This window comes from Caulobacter sp. GW821-FHT12F03, assembly GCF_058806855.1.
Window position 1 is genome coordinate 97,211 of the sequence record NZ_JBXAQC010000003.1, and the last position, 14,396, is coordinate 111,606.

The window sequence follows — 14,396 nt, forward strand, 5'->3', positions numbered from 1 at the left end:
ATCTGGCTGGGAGAAATCAATGACCAAGGCCGAACTGGTCGCCGCTATCGCTGATAGCGCGGGTCTCAATAAAACGCAGGCCGCCGCGGCGCTGCAGGCGTTCGTCGACTCGGTGACCGCCTCGCTCAAAAAGGGCGATGACGTTCGCCTGGTGGGCTTCGGCACCTTCAAGGCCGTGAATCGGGCCGCCGGCACCGCGCGCAACCCGCGCACCGGCGAGACCGTCTCGCGTCCGGCCTCCAAGACCGCCCGTTTCCAGGTCGGTGAAGGCCTGAAGACCACCCTGAACGGCTAATCGCCGCTTCAAGGTCACAAGAGATCGCGGGGGGCGGTCGCCGAGAGGCGGCCGCCTCTTTGCTTTTCCGGACCGTCGGGTCCGGCTAGAAGGCCGATAACGGGCGGCTAGCTCAGCTGGTCAGAGCATCTCGTTTACACCGAGAGGGTCGGGGGTTCGAACCCCTCGCCGCCCACCATCCTGCTTCGCCCTCCGGGCTTCGCAGGACAAGCCCTTCGCCTTCATTCGAAGCAGGATGCCCTCCGAAGCCGTGGCGAGGGAGGGCGGTTCGCACGCCGTGGCGATCCAGTCGCGCCCCTCGCGCGTATCTCCTTCCATGATCCTCCTGATCCTCGCCGTTTCGCTCGGTCTGTCGCTGGCCATGATGCTCGTCTGGGCCGTCCAGAGAGCCGTCGGCAACGGCGGCTGGACCGACGTGGGCTGGACCTTCTTCACCGGCGCGGCGGGCGTGGCGTACGCCCTGTGGCCGCTCGATGGCCCGCCGACGGCGCGGCAGATCCTGTGCGCGGTGTTGATCGCGGCCTGGTCGCTGCGCCTGGGCATCCACCTGGCGCGCCGGGTCGGCGGCTCGCCCCATGAGGACGCGCGCTACGCCCGCTTCCGTCAGGACTGGGCCCCCCGGTTCCAGGCGCGGATGTTCAGCTTCCTGCAGACCCAGGCCGTCGCCGGCGCCCTGCTGGCGCTGGCCGTGCTGGCCGCGGCGCGCAACCCGGCGCCCGGCCTCGGCTGGCGCGACGCGGCCGGGGCCGGGCTGATGCTGCTGGCCATCCTCGGCGAGGGCCTCGCCGACGCCCAACTGGCCCGCTGGAAGCGCGATCCGGCCAACCGGGGCGGGATCTGCGAGGCCGGCCTGTGGGGCTGGTCGCGTCATCCCAACTACTTCTTCGAATGGCTGGTCTGGCTCGGCTGGCCGCTGATCGCCATCGCGCCCGGACATCCCTGGGGCTGGAGCGCCCTGATCGGTCCGGCCTTTATCCTGCTGCTGTTGCTTCGGGTGTCCGGCCTGCCGCCGCTGGAGGCAGCCATGCTGCGCTCGCGGGGCGAGGCGTGGCGCGACTACCGGCGGCGCGTTTCCGCCTTCATTCCACTGCCGCCGAAAAAGGACCGCCCATGAGCCTGCTCGCTGCCGCCCTCCACGCCGCCGAAGGCCTCCCGGCGCCCGACGCCCTGCGCCGCGCGGCCATCTCCTGGCTGGTCGAGGGACAGCGCCGCGAACTGCTGGCCCTGCCGGACGGCGCCGCCGCCGAATTCGCACGCGACATGCGGGGCCGGCCGATCGCCGAGCACGTCGACGCCGCCAACGACCAGCACTACGAGCTGCCGCCGGCCTTCTTCCGCCTCGTTCTCGGTCCGCGGCTGAAATACTCAAGCTTCCTGTACCGCGCCGGATCGACCCTCGCCGAGGCCGAGGAGATCGCCCTGGAGGAGACCTGCGTCCACGCCGGCCTGGTCGACGGTCAGCGCATTCTCGAGCTGGGCTGCGGCTGGGGCTCCCTGAGTCTGTGGATGGCCGAGCGCTATCCGCACGCGCGCATCACCGCCGTGTCGAACTCGCACGGCCAGCGCCGTCACATCGAGGCCCAGGCCCGTGATCGCGGTCTGACCAACCTGACGATCGTGACCTGCGACGCCAACCTGTTCGAGCCTGAGGGCCGCTTCGACCGCATCGTCTCGGTGGAGATGTTCGAGCACATGGCCAACTGGGACCAGCTTCTGGGTCGCGCCCGCGGCTGGCTGGAGCCCGACGGCAGGCTGTTCCTGCACGTCTTTTCAAGCCGCACGGCGCCGTATCGCTTCACCCATGAAGATCCCAGCGACTGGATCGGGAAGTACTTCTTCACCGGCGGCTTCATGCCGAGCCACGATCTGATCCGCGACTTCTCCGACCTGTTCACGGTCGAAGCCGACTGGCGCTGGAACGGGCGGCACTATGAGAAGACGGCCCTGGACTGGCTGGCCAACATGGACCGTCACGACCTCGAGATCCGCCGTATCATGCGCGACGTCTACGGCGCGGACGCCGGCTTGTGGCGCCGGCGCTGGCGGCTGTTCTTCCTCGCCACCGCCGGCCTGTTCGGCCATCGCGGCGGCGAGGAGTGGGGCGTCAGCCACTACCGGCTGAAACCCGCCTAGAGCATCGCCTCGAGTTCGCTTTCCGCCGAGCGGCCGGCCAGATCGGCGCCGATCGCCGCACCGAGACGGGCGGCGGCGTCGCGGAAGGCCGGTTCGGCCAGCAGGCGCGCGACGGCCTCGGCGATCTTCTCCGGCGTCGCGTCGCGTTCCAGCATAAGGCCGGCGCCGCGCGCCGTGACCCGCCGGGCGTTGTCGCGCTGGTCGCGCAGCCCGGGCGTCACCAGCAGCGGCAGGCCGGCCATCAGCGGCCGGATCACCGAGCCGTGGCCGCCGTGGGTGATGAACAGGGCCGCGGAGTCGAACAGGGGCCCGTGCGGCGCGCCGGCGACGATCTCGACGTTGTCTGGCGCCGCGAACCGCGCCGGATGCAGCGCGGGGCCGAGGGTCACCAGGGCGCGGACGGGCAGGGCGCCCAGCGCCGCGATCACGCGCTCCAGCAGGGCCTCCTGCGCCTCGTAGAGGCTTGAGGAGGTCACCACCACCAGCGGTCGCGCGTCATCGGCGGGCCAGGGTGACCGCCAGTTGTCGCCGAGGTCCACCGGATCGCCGACGTAGGGGCCGACATAGCGGAACGGCTCGGCCAGCGGCGCGGGCGCGAAGTCGAAGGCCCGGCTGGTCGCCAGCAGGATGCGCCGGGCGACGCCGATCTGGTCGAACAGGTCGGCCAGCGGCGGCAGGCCCAGGTCCTCGCGCGCCGCGTTGACGGCCGGCAGGCCGGCCTGGAACAGAATGCGCGTGGTCTGGCCGACCATCTGGTGCAGCATCACGTCCTGGTCCGTCGCGGCCGGGGCCATGCCCGCGCCGAACGGCGGCAGACCGGGCAGGGTGGGGAAGGGCCAGACGTTGGCGCACAGCAGCGCCAGCGGGACGCCCGCCTTCTCCGCCGCCATCATGGATCCGAACAGCAGTTCCTGGGTCACCACCGCGTCGAAGGCCGCCGAATCGAGCGCCTCCAGCACGTCGCGCGCGTAGAGCGCCGCCGGGCCGGCGATCAGGCGGGCGCAGAGATTCTGGATGCCCTCGGCGGGATTGTCGGCCTCCCAGTCGCGCAGCAGATCGCTGGCGGCGGTCTTGTCCGGCTTGGACGGCGCGTGCCGCCAGGGTCTGAAGGGCAGGTCGAAGGCCGCCGCGTCGGAGGCGTTGCAGGCGTCGCTGAGCACCAGCACCTGATGCCCGCGATCGCGCAGGCCGCGCGCGACCAGCAGCATCGGCTGGACGTGACCGCCGCCTTCCCAGGTGGTGAACAGATATCGCGCCATGGGTCCCTCGCAGGCCTCTGGCCTAGCCGCTCGCGTGGGCGCCCGGCAAGGCCGTTGACGGTGTGGCGAAAAGTGATATCACTTTGATACCAGTCAAGGAGGGGCCGATGGCCGAACATGGAAGCATCAACCGCACGGGCGAACGCCCCGGCGGCGGCGTCAACGGTGGACTGATCCTGCTCGTCATGCTGGGTCTGCTCGGGAGCGGCGTCTGGCTGCTGACGCATCTGAAGCAGGACGGCGGCGAGATGCTCGGCCTCCTGGGGGTGTTCACGATCGCCCTCTCCGCGTTCGGCTTCGCCGGCTTCTATTCGCTGCAGCCGAACGAAGGCGCGGCCATCACCCTGTTCGGCGCCTACAAGGGCACCGATCGCACGACGGGCCTGCGCTGGGTCGTGCCGTGGTACGGCCGCAAGAAGATCAGCCTGCGGGTGCGCAACGTCACCAGCGAGATGCTCAAGGTGAACGACAAGCGCGGCAATCCGATCGAGATCGCCGCCAACGTCGTGTGGCGCGTCGAGGATTCGGCCCAGGCCCTGTTCGACGTCGATGACTATGCCGCCTTCATCAACATCCAGATCGAGACCGCCCTGCGCGAGACGGCGCGGCACTACGCCTATGATCACGCCGAGGACGACGAGCCCACCCTGCGGGCCGACGCCGAGGTGGTCGGCGACAAGCTGAAGGAGGACCTGCAGTCCCGCGTGGCCGTGGCCGGCATCGCCGTCGACGAGACCCACCTGATGCACCTGGCCTACGCGCCGGAGATCGCTGGCGCCATGCTGCGCCGCCAGCAGGCGGAGGCGGTGCTGTCGGCCCGCCGGACCATCGTCATGGGCGCGGTCAGCATGGTCGAAAGCGCCCTGCAGCAGCTCAGCGAGCGCGACGTCGTGCACCTGGACGACGAGCGCAAGGCGGCCATGGTGTCCAACCTGCTGGTGGTGCTCTGCGGCGACCGCGACGCCCAGCCCGTGGTCAACGCCGGCACCCTTTACGGGTGAGGCGTGGCCAGTCCGGGCAAGCGTAATTTTCTGCTGCGGGTGAAGCCCGAGGTGCTCGAAGCCGTCGAGCGCCTCGCGGCGGCCGAACTGCGCAGCGTCAATGCGCAGCTCGAGGTGCTGCTGCGCGAGGCGCTGGCGCGGCGCAATGTCGGTCGGCCCGCGCGGGAACCGGAGGAAGACTGAGGATTTGATCCGGGTGACCTCCCTGTCGCATCCCGGATCACCGCCTTGCCGTCGTCCGATTCCTCCCGGCCCCGCCTCGTCGACACCACGATGCTTTACGCGCCGCGCAGCGGCGGGGTTAAGCGTTACCTCAACGCCAAGCGGGACTGGCTGGCCCGCGCCCGCCCGCGCGTACGTCACACGCTCGTCGCCCCGGGTCCGCGCGACCGGCAGAAGGTGTCGGGCGAGGTGTCGATCTACGCCGCGCCGCTGCCGTTCGGCGACGGCTACCGCTGGCCGATCAGCAAGACCATCTGGATGGACCGCCTGATCCGTCAGCAGCCGGCGATCATAGAGGCCGGCGATCCCTACACCCCCGGCCTCGCCGCCCAGCGGGCGGGCCAGAAGCTCGGCGTTCCGGTGGTCGGCTTCTGTCATACCGATCTGGCCGCCCTGGCCGCCCTGCATATCGGCGACTGGGCCGAGAAGCCCGTCCGGCGACGCTGGGCGGACATCTACGGCCGCTTCGACCTGGCCCTGGCCCCCAGCCGGTACGTGGCGGAAAAGCTGCTCGACGCGGGGGTCGAAGGGGCCGTGGCCGTGCCGCTCGGCGTTGATCTGGAGACCTTCAATCCCGGCCGCGCCGACCGCGCGGCCGTGAGGGCGGAACTGGGTCTGTCGCGCCATCACCGACTGCTGGTGTTCGCCGGCCGGCCGGCCCGCGAGAAGCGCATCGACGTACTGGTCGAGGCGGTTGAGCAGCTGGGCGATCCCTATGTGCTGCTGCTGGTCGGGGCGGGGCAGGGAGCGCCGGCGTCCGACCGCGTCATCGCCTGGCCCTACCAGCGCGACGGCATTGCGCTCGCGCGGCTGCTGGCCAGCGCCGACGCCTTCGTCCACGCCAACGACGCCGAGCCGTTCGGCCTGGCGGTGCTGGAAGCCATGGCCTGCGGCCTGCCGGTGGTCGGGATCGACGCGGGCGGTGTCGCCGAGACGGTCGACGAGGCGGTCGGGCAGCTGGCGCCGCGCTCTGACGGACGGTCGATGGCCGAGGCCGTCACGGCCCTGTTCGCCCGGGGCGCGGCGCAGATCGGTCGCGCCGCCCGGCTGCGGGTCGAGGCCCGGCATGGCTGGAACAGCGTGTTCGAGCCGCTGGCGGCGATCTATGCCCGGCTGACCGGCGACGCGGCCTTTCTCGACGCTAGGCCCGCGACTCCGCGAACCGCTGGATGAGCACGCGCAGTCCGGGCTCCTCGACCATGCGGGCGGCTTCGAGCGCGGGAACCCAGCGGCGCTGACGCTGGCGCTTTTCCGGCCAGTCCTTCGCCTCGGTCTTCACGGACAGCGGGAAGACGTCGACCCGGCACCGCTGCGGCGGACCCATCTTCATCCGCTTGTGATAGCGGAAGGCGCCGATCGGCGTGGCCAGCACCTCGCCGCGCACGCCGGCCTCTTCCCAGGCCTCCTGGGCCGCGGCGTCGTGCGCCGCCAGGGTGATCATCGGCCAGCCCTTGGGGATCACCCAGCGGCGCGTCTCGCGCGATGTAATCAGAAGGATTTCCAGCCCGTCCTTGCCCTTGCGCCAGGGAAGGGCGGCGTACTGTTGCCGGTGGGCGACCCAGGTCAGGCCGCGCAGCCGCTCACGGACCCGGCCGACGAGGCCGCGCCCCCTGCGCAGGCGGGATCTGAGTTGCTGCAACACCTTCCAAGCCTTCGAATCGACTCTTGAACCGCCAAGCATGGGTCCCGCCGGGCGGGGGGTCCATAGGCGACGGGATCGCGGCGGACGCCGGCGGAAACGTCGGTCTCAGCGGAAGAGCTGCGACAGGCCGTAGAACAGGGCGCCCATGGCGGCCGCGGCGGGCAGGGTGATGACCCAGGCCCAGACGATCTGGCGGGCGATGCCCCAGCGCACCGCCGACACCCGGCGGGCCGCGCCGACCCCGACGATGGCCCCGGTGATCGTCTGGGTGGTCGAGACCGGCACGCCGAGGTTGGTCGCCAGGAACAGGGTGATGGCCCCGCCGGTCTCGGCGCAGAAACCCTGCATCGGCGACAGGCGGGTGATCTTGCTGCCCATGGTGTGGACGATCTTCCAGCCGCCCAGCAACGTGCCCATGGCCATGGCCGTGTAGCAGCAGAGGACCACCCAGAACGGGATGATCAGGCCGTGCTCGCCATGGGTCAGGCCGCGGGAGGCGAGCAGGGCGGCGATCACACCCATGGTCTTCTGGGCGTCGTTGCCGCCGTGTCCGAGCGAGTAGAGCGCCGAGGAGAACAGCTGCGCCACGCGGAAGAAACGGTCGGCCCAGGCCGGATTCGACCGGAGGAACAGCCACGACACCAGCAGCACGAGCGCGAGGGCCAGGGCGAAGCCCACCGCCGGCGAGAGCACGATGGCGGTGACGGTCTTGTTCAGGCCGCTCCACAGGATGGCGTGGACCCCGGCTTTGGCGACTCCTGCGCCGACCAGGCCGCCGACCAGGGCGTGCGAGCTGGACGAAGGAATGCCCAGCCACCAGGTCAGGATGTTCCAGACGATGGCCCCCATCAGCGCGCCGAAGATCAGGCCGTCGCTGATCAGCTCGGGCGCGACCAGCCCGCTGCCGACCGTCTTGGCCACATGCGTGCCGAAGAACAGGAAGGCGGCGAAGTTGAAGAAGGCCGCCCAGGCCACGGCGCCGGCCGGCGGCAGAACGCGGGTGGCCACGATGGTGGCGATCGAGTTGGCGGCGTCGTGCAGGCCGTTGAGGAAATCGAACAGCAGCGCGACCGCGACCAGGAAAACCAGGATCAGGAGGGCGGAGTCCACGACCGGGCCCTAGAGGTGTTCGATCAGGATGCCGCTGATGCCGTTGGCGACATCCTCGAACCGGTCGACCACCTTTTCCAGGTGGTCGTAGATCTCGGCGCCGACGATGTAGCCCATCGCGTTGCCGTCGCGGTGCTTGAGGTACAGCGCCTTGAGCCCCGCGTCGCAGACGTGGTCCGACTGGTCCTCGAGCTTGACGATCTGCTCGGCCAGGGCGTTCAGCCGGGCCGCGTTCTGGCGCATCTTCGGCAGCAGGGCGACCATCTCCCCGGTCAGGCCGGCGCACTGCACGATCAGGTCGGCCATCTCGCGCATCTCAGGCTCGAAGCTGGTGGCCTCGAACAGGATGATCGCCTTGGCCGTCTTCTTCATCTGGTCGATCGAATCGTCGAGCGAGCTGAACAGCGCCTGGATGTCGATGCGGTCGAACGGGGTGATGAAGGTCCGGCGCACGGCCAGGATGCCCTCGCGGGCGATCGCGTCCGCCTCGTCCTCATGCCTGAAGATCCGGTCGCAGCAGGCCTGGACGTTGTCGCCCCCGTCGACCAGCTCGCGCAGCGCCGCCGCGCCGAGCGCCAGCGTCGCCGCGTGGCGCTGGAACATGTCGAAGAAGCGGTCCTCCTTGGGCATGATCGCCTGGAACCAGCTCAGCATGGGGGGTCTCCGCGGGGGTGTCGCTTGCGCGCGCTAATAGGGACAGGCGCGCGGAAAGGCGAGCGGTGAATTGACCGCAGGCGGATGAATTGTGGGGAAATGGCGCGAATGACGGGACTCGAACCCGCGACCTCCGGCGTGACAGGCCGGCGCTCTAACCAACTGAGCTACATCCGCTAAGATGCCCGCCTCGCGGCGAGGGGCGTCTGATAGGTGCGTCCCTCGGGCCTGTCAACAGTCAGGATGGGATCAGGTAGTGAAACGGCGCCGCCGGTCCCGTGGCGAGCCCCAGCGCGGCCCAGATCCCCGTCATCGCCAGCCCCGCGACGAAGAAGCCGATGGCGTAGGGCGTCAGCGCCGCGAGCAGCCCGCCGACGCCGAGGCCCGGCCGCCAGCGCTGGGCGAACCCCAGCAGCAGAATGAAGTAGGCGCTCATCGGCGACATGATCACCAGGCTGGAATCGCCCATCCGGTAGGCGGCGGTGGTCATCTCAGGACTGACGCCCAGCAGCATCAGCATCGGCACCAGCACGGGGCCGAGCGCGGCCCATTTGGCCGAGGCGGAGGAGATGAACATGTCCAGCCCGGCGCCGAGAATCGTCACACCCATCAGAATCAGGGCCAGCGGCAGGCCGGCGGACTTCAGGGCGTCGGCGCCGTTGATCGCCGTGATCGCGCCGAGGTTCGACCAGTTGAACATGGCGATGAAGTGCGAGGCGATGAAGGCCAGCACGATGTAGGGAGCCATGGCGGCGATCGACTCGCCCATGTAGCGCACCACGTCGCTGTCCTTGCGGATCAGGCCGGTCTTCATCCCGTAGACGCAGCCGCTGAGCAGGAACAGCAGGAAGAAGCCGGCCACCAGCGAGCGGAAGAACGGCGTCCAGCGGGCGGGGCCCTGCGCCGTGACGTCCTGAAGCGGCGCGCCCGGCGCCAGCGCCAGGGTTGCCCACAGCAGGATCACCGCCAGCGCCGCCAGCCCCGACCACACCAGGGCGCCGCCGGGCGCCGTCGGGGGCGGGGCGTCCTCGTCCGGTGTGGCGGCCATTGGCGGCGTCCAGACGCCCAGGCGCGGCTCGACGATGCGGTCGGTGATCCACCAGCCCACGGCGATGAACACTGCCCCGCCGGCGGCGGTGAAGTACCAGTCGCCGGCCAGGTTGGCGGTCCAGTGCGGGTCGAGCAGCCGCGCGGCCGGTTCGGTGAAGCCGAGAATCAGCGCGTCGAACTGGCCGGGCAGGGGATTGCCCGCGAAGGAGGCGATGGCCGCGGCGTAGGCGCAGGCGAGGCCCGCGATCGGATTGCGACCGGCGGCGGCGAACACCACCGCGGCCAGCGGCGGCAGCACGACAATGCCCGAATCGGCGGCGTGGTTCGACAGCAGCCCGATCAGCAGCACCATCGGCGTCAGCAAGGCCCGGGGGCTGGCCTTCACCAGGGCCTCGATGGCCGCGTTCAGCAGGCCGACCCGTTCCGCGACGCCCGCGCCGAGCATGACCAGCAGCACCAACCCGAGCGGCGCGAAACCGGTGAAGGTCTTGGCCATCTCCGTCAGCAGGGTGCGCAGGTTGTCGGCCGACAGCAGGCTCCTGGCCGTCAGGACTTCGTGCGTCACCGGGTTGGTGGCGCTGACGCCGAGGGCCGCGCAGATCACGCTGGCGACGATCAGCCCGCCGATCAGCCAGACGAAGATGAACACCGGGTCGGGCAGCCGGTCGCCGAACCGCTCCACCGCGTCAAGGAATCGAAGGCCGGTGGATTTGCGGGGCGGGGGCGTGTCCGTCATCCCGGAAGTCTGCACGCGGGGGACCCCGCCGCAAGACCCGCGTTATGTCGCCGTCCGCCGAGCCGGGGCGTTCACACGGCGCCGCGCGCCTGCCGGGGATGACGCGGGTTGGGGCATGTTCCGGCGATTGATCGGTCATCACCCATGGACCTGATCCCGAGCGGCCCGCGAGGCGGGCGTGTCGAACGACACAGCATGCAATACGCCGTTTGAACCCCTCACGGCCTTGAGCTAGAAGGGCCGCGACTCCTTTCCGGGAAGCCCATGAACGCCTTTCTCCTCCAGTACCTGCCGATCGTGATCCTGCTGGGGATCGCGGGGGCGCTCGGCCTGGCCTTTATCCTCGCCGCCGCCGTGTTCGCGCCGAGCGCGCCGGACACCGAGAAGCTGTCCGCCTACGAGTGCGGCTTCAACGCCTTTGACGACGCGCGGATGAAGTTCGACGTGCGGTTCTATCTGGTCTCGATCCTGTTCATCATCTTCGACCTGGAAGTGGCGTTCCTGTTTCCGTGGGCCGTCACGCTGATGAAACTGCCGCACGAGCAGACGATCTTCGCCTTCTGGTCGATGGTGGCCTTCCTCGGCGTGCTGACCGTCGGCTTTGTCTACGAGTGGAAAAAGGGAGCCCTGGAATGGGAGTAATCGTTCCTGCGGGCGCCGCCGGTCGCACGACCGTCGAGGGCTACGACCCCCGCCTCCACGACCCGTATTTCGACGGCGTCTCGCAACAGCTGGCCGACAAGGACTTCGTCACGGCCGCCGCCGACGACCTGATCACCTGGGCGCGCACCGGCTCGCTGATGTGGATGACCTTTGGCCTCGCCTGCTGCGCGGTCGAGATGATGCAGGCCTCGATGCCGCGCTATGACCTGGAACGCTACGGTTTCGCGCCGCGCGCCAGCCCGCGCCAGAGCGATGTGATGATCGTCGCCGGCACCCTGACCAACAAGATGGCTCCGGCCCTGCGCAAGGTCTACGACCAGATGCCGGAGCCGCGCTACGTCATCAGCATGGGCAGCTGCGCCAACGGCGGCGGCTATTACTATTACAGCTACAGCGTCGTGCGCGGCTGCGACCGCGTGGTGCCGGTGGACATCTACGTCCCGGGCTGCCCGCCGACCGCCGAGGCGCTGGTCTACGGCGTGCTGCAGCTGCAGAAGAAGATTCGCCGCACGGGGACCATCGAGCGATGAGCACGGACCTCAACGCGCTCGGCCAGAGCATCGTCGCCAACAGTGCCGGCGCGATCACCACCTTCGAGGTGGCCTTCGGCGAGCTGACCGTCACCGGCCCCGCCGGCCGTGTGGTGGAAGCCCTGACCTTCCTGCGCGACCATCCCGACTACCGTTTCCACCAGTTGGTGGACCTGACCGGCGTCGACTACCCGGAACGGGCGCTGCGCTTCGACGTGGTCTACCACCTGCTGTCGATGGTGAAGAACCACCGCATCCGGCTGAAGGTGCAGACCGACGAGGACACGCCCGTGCCCAGCGTCGCGAGCGAATTCCCGGCGGCCAACTGGTTCGAGCGCGAGGCGTTCGACATGTACGGAATCTTCTTCAGCGATCACCCGGACCTGCGCCGGCTGCTGACCGACTACGGCTTCCACGGCCATCCGCTGCGGAAGGACTTCCCGATGACCGGCTATGTCGAGGTCCGCTACGACGACGAGCTCAAGCGCGTGGTCTACGAACCGGTGAAGATCGCCGAATTCCGCCAGTTCGATTTCCTTTCGCCGTGGGAAGGCGCGACCTACGCGCTGCCGGGCGACGAGAAGGCGGGGAGCTGAGAACCATGGCTGACGACGGCTCGAACGTCCCGACGATCCCGGAAACTCCGGTTCGCAAGTTCAACATCAACTTCGGCCCGCAACACCCGGCCGCGCACGGCGTGCTGCGCCTGGTGCTGGAGCTGGACGGCGAGGTCGTGGAGCGGGTCGACCCGCACATCGGCCTGCTGCATCGCGGCACCGAGAAGTTGATGGAGGCCCGCACCTACCTCCAGAACATCCCGTACTTCGACCGCCTCGACTACGTCGCGCCGATGAACCAGGAGCACGCCTTCTGCCTGGCCATCGAGAAGCTGCTGGGCGTCGAGGTGCCGAAGCGCGGCTCGATCATCCGCGTGCTCTACAGCGAGATCGGCCGGATCCTGAACCATCTGCTCAACGTGACGACCCAGGCCATGGACGTCGGCGCCCTGACGCCGCCGCTCTGGGGCTTCGAGGAGCGCGAGAAGCTGATGATCTTCTACGAGCGCGCCTGCGGCGCTCGTCTGCACAGCAACTACTTCCGTCCGGGCGGCGTCCACCAGGACCTGCCCGAGGCGCTGATCGAGGACATCGACGCCTGGGCGGTCGGCTTCCCGAAGATCTGCGATGACATTGAGACGCTGATCACCGGCAACCGCATCTTCAAGCAGCGCAACGTCGACATCGGCGTGGTGACGAAGGAAGACGCCATCGCCCGCAGCTTCTCCGGCGTGATGGTGCGTGGTTCGGGCATCGCCTGGGACCTGCGCCGCAACCAGCCCTACGAGGGCTACAGCGAGTTCGAGTTCGACATCCCGCTTGGCGTCAACGGCGACTGCTACGACCGCTACCTCTGCCGCATGCAGGAGATGCGCGAATCGACGAAGATCATCCGCCAGGCCTGCGCCATGCTGCGCGGCACGCCCGGTCCGGTGATGACCCTGGACAACAAGGTCACCCCGCCGCGCCGCGCCGAGATGAAGTCGTCGATGGAAGCCCTGATCCATCACTTCAAGCTCTACACCGAGGGCTTCCGCACGCCCGAAGGCGAGGTCTACGCCTGCGTCGAGGCCCCTAAGGGCGAGTTCGGCGTGTTCCTCGTCAGCGACGGCACCAACAAGCCCTACCGCTGCAAGATCCGCGCGCCGGGCTTCCCGCACCTGGCGGCGATGGACTTCCTCAACCGCGGCCACATGCTGGCCGACGTCAGTGCCATCCTCGGCAGCCTCGACATCGTGTTCGGGGAGGTCGACCGGTGACGCCTGCCGAGGTCGCCCAGGCGCAGCTCGACGCCTACAACGTTCAGGATCTCGACGGTCACTGCGCGTGTTTCGCCGATGACATCGCGATCTACGACCTGAACGGCGAGCGGAACCTGCAGGGCATCGACGCCTACCGGGACCGCTACAAGGGCGTGTTCGCGCAGTTTCCGCAGAACCGGGCCGAGCTCGTCGCGCGGATCGCCATCGGCAATACCGTCATCGACCACGAACGCGTCTCGCGCGGCCCCGAAGGTCCGGTGTTCGAGGTCGCCGCCATCTACACCATCGCGGACGGCAAGATCGCCCGCGTCGATTTCGTGAAAGCCTGACGCATGTCCGTTCGCCGTCTCGCCAAAGAGCAGCCCGCCAGCTTCGCGTTCAGCGCCGAGACGCTGAAGACCGCGCAGTGGTGGATCGCCAAGTACCCGCCCGAGCGCAAGCAGTCGGCCGTGCTGCCGATCCTGTGGCTGATCCAGAAGCAGGAAGGCTGGGTGTCCGAACCCTCCATCCGCGCCGTCGCCGAACTGCTCGGCATGCCGGTGATCCGGGTGCTCGAAGTGGCGACCTTCTACACCATGTTCCAGCTGGAACCCGTTGGTAAGGTTGCGTTTGTCCAGCTGTGCGGCACCACGCCCTGCATGCTGTGCGGCGCCAATGACCTGAAGACGGTTCTGTACGAGAAGATCGGCCCGAAGAACCATGTCTCGGCCGACGGCAAGTTCAGCTGGGAAGAGGTCGAGTGCCTGGGCGCCTGTTCCAACGCCCCGATGGCCGCGATCAACGACTACTACTACGAGGACCTGACGCCCGAGAGCCTGGCGACGATCCTCGACGAGTTCGCCGCGGGCAAGTCGCCCAAGCCCGGGTCGCGCATCGGCCGGGGGGCTTCGGAGCCGCACGGCAAGATCCAGACCCTGCTCGATCCGAAGCTGTACGACGGTTCGGCGGCGAAGAAGATCAAGATCCCCAACCTTCCCGAAAAGCCGAAGAAGGCCAAGGCGGAGCCGGCGGCCTGATGGATGACGCCGACCTGAACGCAAAACGGATCGCCTACATCGACCTGCTCCGGTCGCTGTATCGCCGCGAGCGTCTGGCCGGCCTGGTCCTGATCCTGACCGGCTTTCTGCTGATCCTGCCCTCCTGGGGCGTCTACAGCTGGTCCCATACCCTGATCTTCGCCGGTTACGGCCTGATCGCTCTGGGGTGGGTCCTTTTCATCTACGTGATCTGGCGCCGCACCGCCTGGCGGCGCGCCAATCCCTTCGATCCGAAAGCCTAGAGA

At 68.9% G+C, this 14,396-nt stretch carries 18 protein-coding genes and 2 tRNA genes; 14 read left to right on the top strand and 6 right to left on the bottom strand.

Annotated elements, in window-relative coordinates; all coding sequences use genetic code 11:
• The first annotated feature begins 19 nt into the window (after nt 1-19).
• The 4 genes from AC1RN0_RS09020 to AC1RN0_RS09035 all read left to right on the top strand — a co-directional run bounded on the left by AC1RN0_RS09020 (nt 20) and on the right by AC1RN0_RS09035 (nt 2,428).
• Entirely contained in the window at nt 20-295 is a 276-nt protein-coding gene (locus AC1RN0_RS09020; protein WP_492787107.1) for an HU family DNA-binding protein, read from the top strand.
• A 101-nt stretch (nt 296-396) separates the two neighbouring features.
• A tRNA-Val gene (locus AC1RN0_RS09025) sits at nt 397-473 on the top strand.
• Between the two features lie 138 nt (nt 474-611).
• Nucleotides 612-1,409, top strand: coding sequence for a DUF1295 domain-containing protein (locus AC1RN0_RS09030; RefSeq protein ID WP_492787108.1), 798 nt, complete (start codon nt 612-614; stop codon nt 1,407-1,409).
• Nucleotides 1,406-2,428, top strand: coding sequence for an SAM-dependent methyltransferase (locus tag AC1RN0_RS09035; protein WP_492787109.1), 1,023 nt, complete (start codon nt 1,406-1,408; stop codon nt 2,426-2,428). The genes AC1RN0_RS09030 and AC1RN0_RS09035 overlap by 4 nt, the downstream gene beginning before the upstream one ends.
• On the opposite strand, the gene AC1RN0_RS09040 is transcribed toward AC1RN0_RS09035, so the two are convergent.
• Nucleotides 2,425-3,687, bottom strand: coding sequence for a glycosyltransferase (locus AC1RN0_RS09040; protein WP_492787110.1), 1,263 nt, complete (start codon nt 3,685-3,687; stop codon nt 2,425-2,427). The genes AC1RN0_RS09035 and AC1RN0_RS09040 overlap by 4 nt on opposite strands.
• Before the next feature lie 107 nt (nt 3,688-3,794).
• On the opposite strand from AC1RN0_RS09040, the gene AC1RN0_RS09045 reads away from it, so the two are divergent.
• From AC1RN0_RS09045 to AC1RN0_RS09055, 3 genes are read left to right on the top strand one after another with little or no spacing between them, the layout of a single operon-like run.
• Complete coding sequence (locus tag AC1RN0_RS09045) at nt 3,795-4,688, top strand: SPFH domain-containing protein (protein WP_492787111.1); 894 nt, start codon at nt 3,795-3,797, stop codon at nt 4,686-4,688.
• Between the two features lie 3 nt (nt 4,689-4,691).
• The gene (locus tag AC1RN0_RS09050; RefSeq protein WP_492787112.1) at nt 4,692-4,871 is read left to right on the top strand and encodes a type II toxin-antitoxin system antitoxin; all 180 of its coding nucleotides are present in this window, start codon (nt 4,692-4,694) and stop codon (nt 4,869-4,871) included.
• A gap of 36 nt (nt 4,872-4,907) precedes the next feature.
• Entirely contained in the window at nt 4,908-6,083 is a 1,176-nt protein-coding gene (locus tag AC1RN0_RS09055; RefSeq protein WP_492787505.1) for a glycosyltransferase, read from the top strand.
• On the opposite strand, the gene AC1RN0_RS09060 is transcribed toward AC1RN0_RS09055, so the two are convergent.
• From AC1RN0_RS09060 to AC1RN0_RS09080, 5 genes are all read right to left on the bottom strand, one after another.
• Nucleotides 6,052-6,552: an NUDIX hydrolase gene (locus AC1RN0_RS09060; RefSeq protein WP_492787113.1), complete on the bottom strand. Its 501-nt coding sequence runs from the start codon at nt 6,550-6,552 to the stop codon at nt 6,052-6,054. The two genes, AC1RN0_RS09055 and AC1RN0_RS09060, sit on opposite strands and share 32 nt — an antisense overlap.
• Before the next feature lie 105 nt (nt 6,553-6,657).
• A complete protein-coding gene (locus AC1RN0_RS09065; protein WP_492787114.1) occupies nt 6,658-7,662 on the bottom strand; it encodes an inorganic phosphate transporter in 1,005 nt (334 codons plus the stop codon).
• Between the two features lie 9 nt (nt 7,663-7,671).
• Nucleotides 7,672-8,316, bottom strand: a complete 645-nt coding sequence (locus AC1RN0_RS09070; RefSeq protein WP_492787115.1) for a DUF47 domain-containing protein — start codon at nt 8,314-8,316, stop codon at nt 7,672-7,674.
• Between the two features lie 100 nt (nt 8,317-8,416).
• A tRNA-Asp gene (locus AC1RN0_RS09075) sits at nt 8,417-8,493 on the bottom strand.
• Between the two features lie 61 nt (nt 8,494-8,554).
• Complete coding sequence (locus AC1RN0_RS09080) at nt 8,555-10,102, bottom strand: AbgT family transporter (protein ID WP_492787116.1); 1,548 nt, start codon at nt 10,100-10,102, stop codon at nt 8,555-8,557.
• A 264-nt stretch (nt 10,103-10,366) separates the two neighbouring features.
• Here AC1RN0_RS09080 and AC1RN0_RS09085 point away from each other — a divergent pair, with 264 nt between their 5' ends.
• From AC1RN0_RS09085 to AC1RN0_RS09115, 7 genes are read left to right on the top strand one after another with little or no spacing between them, the layout of a single operon-like run.
• Nucleotides 10,367-10,744: an NADH-quinone oxidoreductase subunit A gene (locus AC1RN0_RS09085; RefSeq protein WP_492787117.1), complete on the top strand. Its 378-nt coding sequence runs from the start codon at nt 10,367-10,369 to the stop codon at nt 10,742-10,744.
• Nucleotides 10,714-11,295 carry a NuoB/complex I 20 kDa subunit family protein gene (locus AC1RN0_RS09090; RefSeq protein ID WP_492787118.1) on the top strand — a complete coding sequence of 194 codons (582 nt, stop codon included), beginning with the start codon at nt 10,714-10,716 and terminating at the stop codon, nt 11,293-11,295. Before AC1RN0_RS09085 ends, AC1RN0_RS09090 begins: the two co-directional genes overlap by 31 nt.
• Nucleotides 11,292-11,891, top strand: a complete 600-nt coding sequence (locus AC1RN0_RS09095) for an NADH-quinone oxidoreductase subunit C (RefSeq protein WP_492787119.1) — start codon at nt 11,292-11,294, stop codon at nt 11,889-11,891. Before AC1RN0_RS09090 ends, AC1RN0_RS09095 begins: the two co-directional genes overlap by 4 nt.
• Before the next feature lie 5 nt (nt 11,892-11,896).
• Complete coding sequence (locus AC1RN0_RS09100; RefSeq protein ID WP_492787120.1) at nt 11,897-13,111, top strand: NADH-quinone oxidoreductase subunit D; 1,215 nt, start codon at nt 11,897-11,899, stop codon at nt 13,109-13,111.
• Nucleotides 13,108-13,443: a nuclear transport factor 2 family protein gene (locus AC1RN0_RS09105; RefSeq protein ID WP_492787121.1), complete on the top strand. Its 336-nt coding sequence runs from the start codon at nt 13,108-13,110 to the stop codon at nt 13,441-13,443. Before AC1RN0_RS09100 ends, AC1RN0_RS09105 begins: the two co-directional genes overlap by 4 nt.
• Before the next feature lie 3 nt (nt 13,444-13,446).
• On the top strand, nt 13,447-14,130 hold the full coding sequence (gene nuoE, locus AC1RN0_RS09110) for an NADH-quinone oxidoreductase subunit NuoE (RefSeq protein ID WP_492787122.1): 684 nt from the start codon (nt 13,447-13,449) through the stop codon (nt 14,128-14,130).
• Nucleotides 14,130-14,393 carry a hypothetical protein gene (locus AC1RN0_RS09115; protein ID WP_492787123.1) on the top strand — a complete coding sequence of 88 codons (264 nt, stop codon included), beginning with the start codon at nt 14,130-14,132 and terminating at the stop codon, nt 14,391-14,393. The genes nuoE and AC1RN0_RS09115 overlap by 1 nt, the downstream gene beginning before the upstream one ends.
• Nucleotides 14,394-14,396: the final 3 nt, after the last annotated feature.

Coding starts and splice junctions, on each gene's coding strand:
- AC1RN0_RS09020 (WP_492787107.1), top strand. CDS start 20: ATGACCAAGGCCGAACTGGTCGCCGCTATCGCTGATAGCGCGGGTCTC.
- AC1RN0_RS09030 (WP_492787108.1), top strand. CDS start 612: ATGATCCTCCTGATCCTCGCCGTTTCGCTCGGTCTGTCGCTGGCCATG.
- AC1RN0_RS09035 (WP_492787109.1), top strand. CDS start 1,406: ATGAGCCTGCTCGCTGCCGCCCTCCACGCCGCCGAAGGCCTCCCGGCG.
- AC1RN0_RS09040 (WP_492787110.1), bottom strand. CDS start 3,687: ATGGCGCGATATCTGTTCACCACCTGGGAAGGCGGCGGTCACGTCCAG.
- AC1RN0_RS09045 (WP_492787111.1), top strand. CDS start 3,795: ATGGCCGAACATGGAAGCATCAACCGCACGGGCGAACGCCCCGGCGGC.
- AC1RN0_RS09070 (WP_492787115.1), bottom strand. CDS start 8,316: ATGCTGAGCTGGTTCCAGGCGATCATGCCCAAGGAGGACCGCTTCTTC.
- AC1RN0_RS09080 (WP_492787116.1), bottom strand. CDS start 10,102: ATGACGGACACGCCCCCGCCCCGCAAATCCACCGGCCTTCGATTCCTT.
- AC1RN0_RS09085 (WP_492787117.1), top strand. CDS start 10,367: ATGAACGCCTTTCTCCTCCAGTACCTGCCGATCGTGATCCTGCTGGGG.
- AC1RN0_RS09095 (WP_492787119.1), top strand. CDS start 11,292: ATGAGCACGGACCTCAACGCGCTCGGCCAGAGCATCGTCGCCAACAGT.
- AC1RN0_RS09100 (WP_492787120.1), top strand. CDS start 11,897: ATGGCTGACGACGGCTCGAACGTCCCGACGATCCCGGAAACTCCGGTT.
- nuoE (WP_492787122.1), top strand. CDS start 13,447: ATGTCCGTTCGCCGTCTCGCCAAAGAGCAGCCCGCCAGCTTCGCGTTC.
- AC1RN0_RS09115 (WP_492787123.1), top strand. CDS start 14,130: ATGGATGACGCCGACCTGAACGCAAAACGGATCGCCTACATCGACCTG.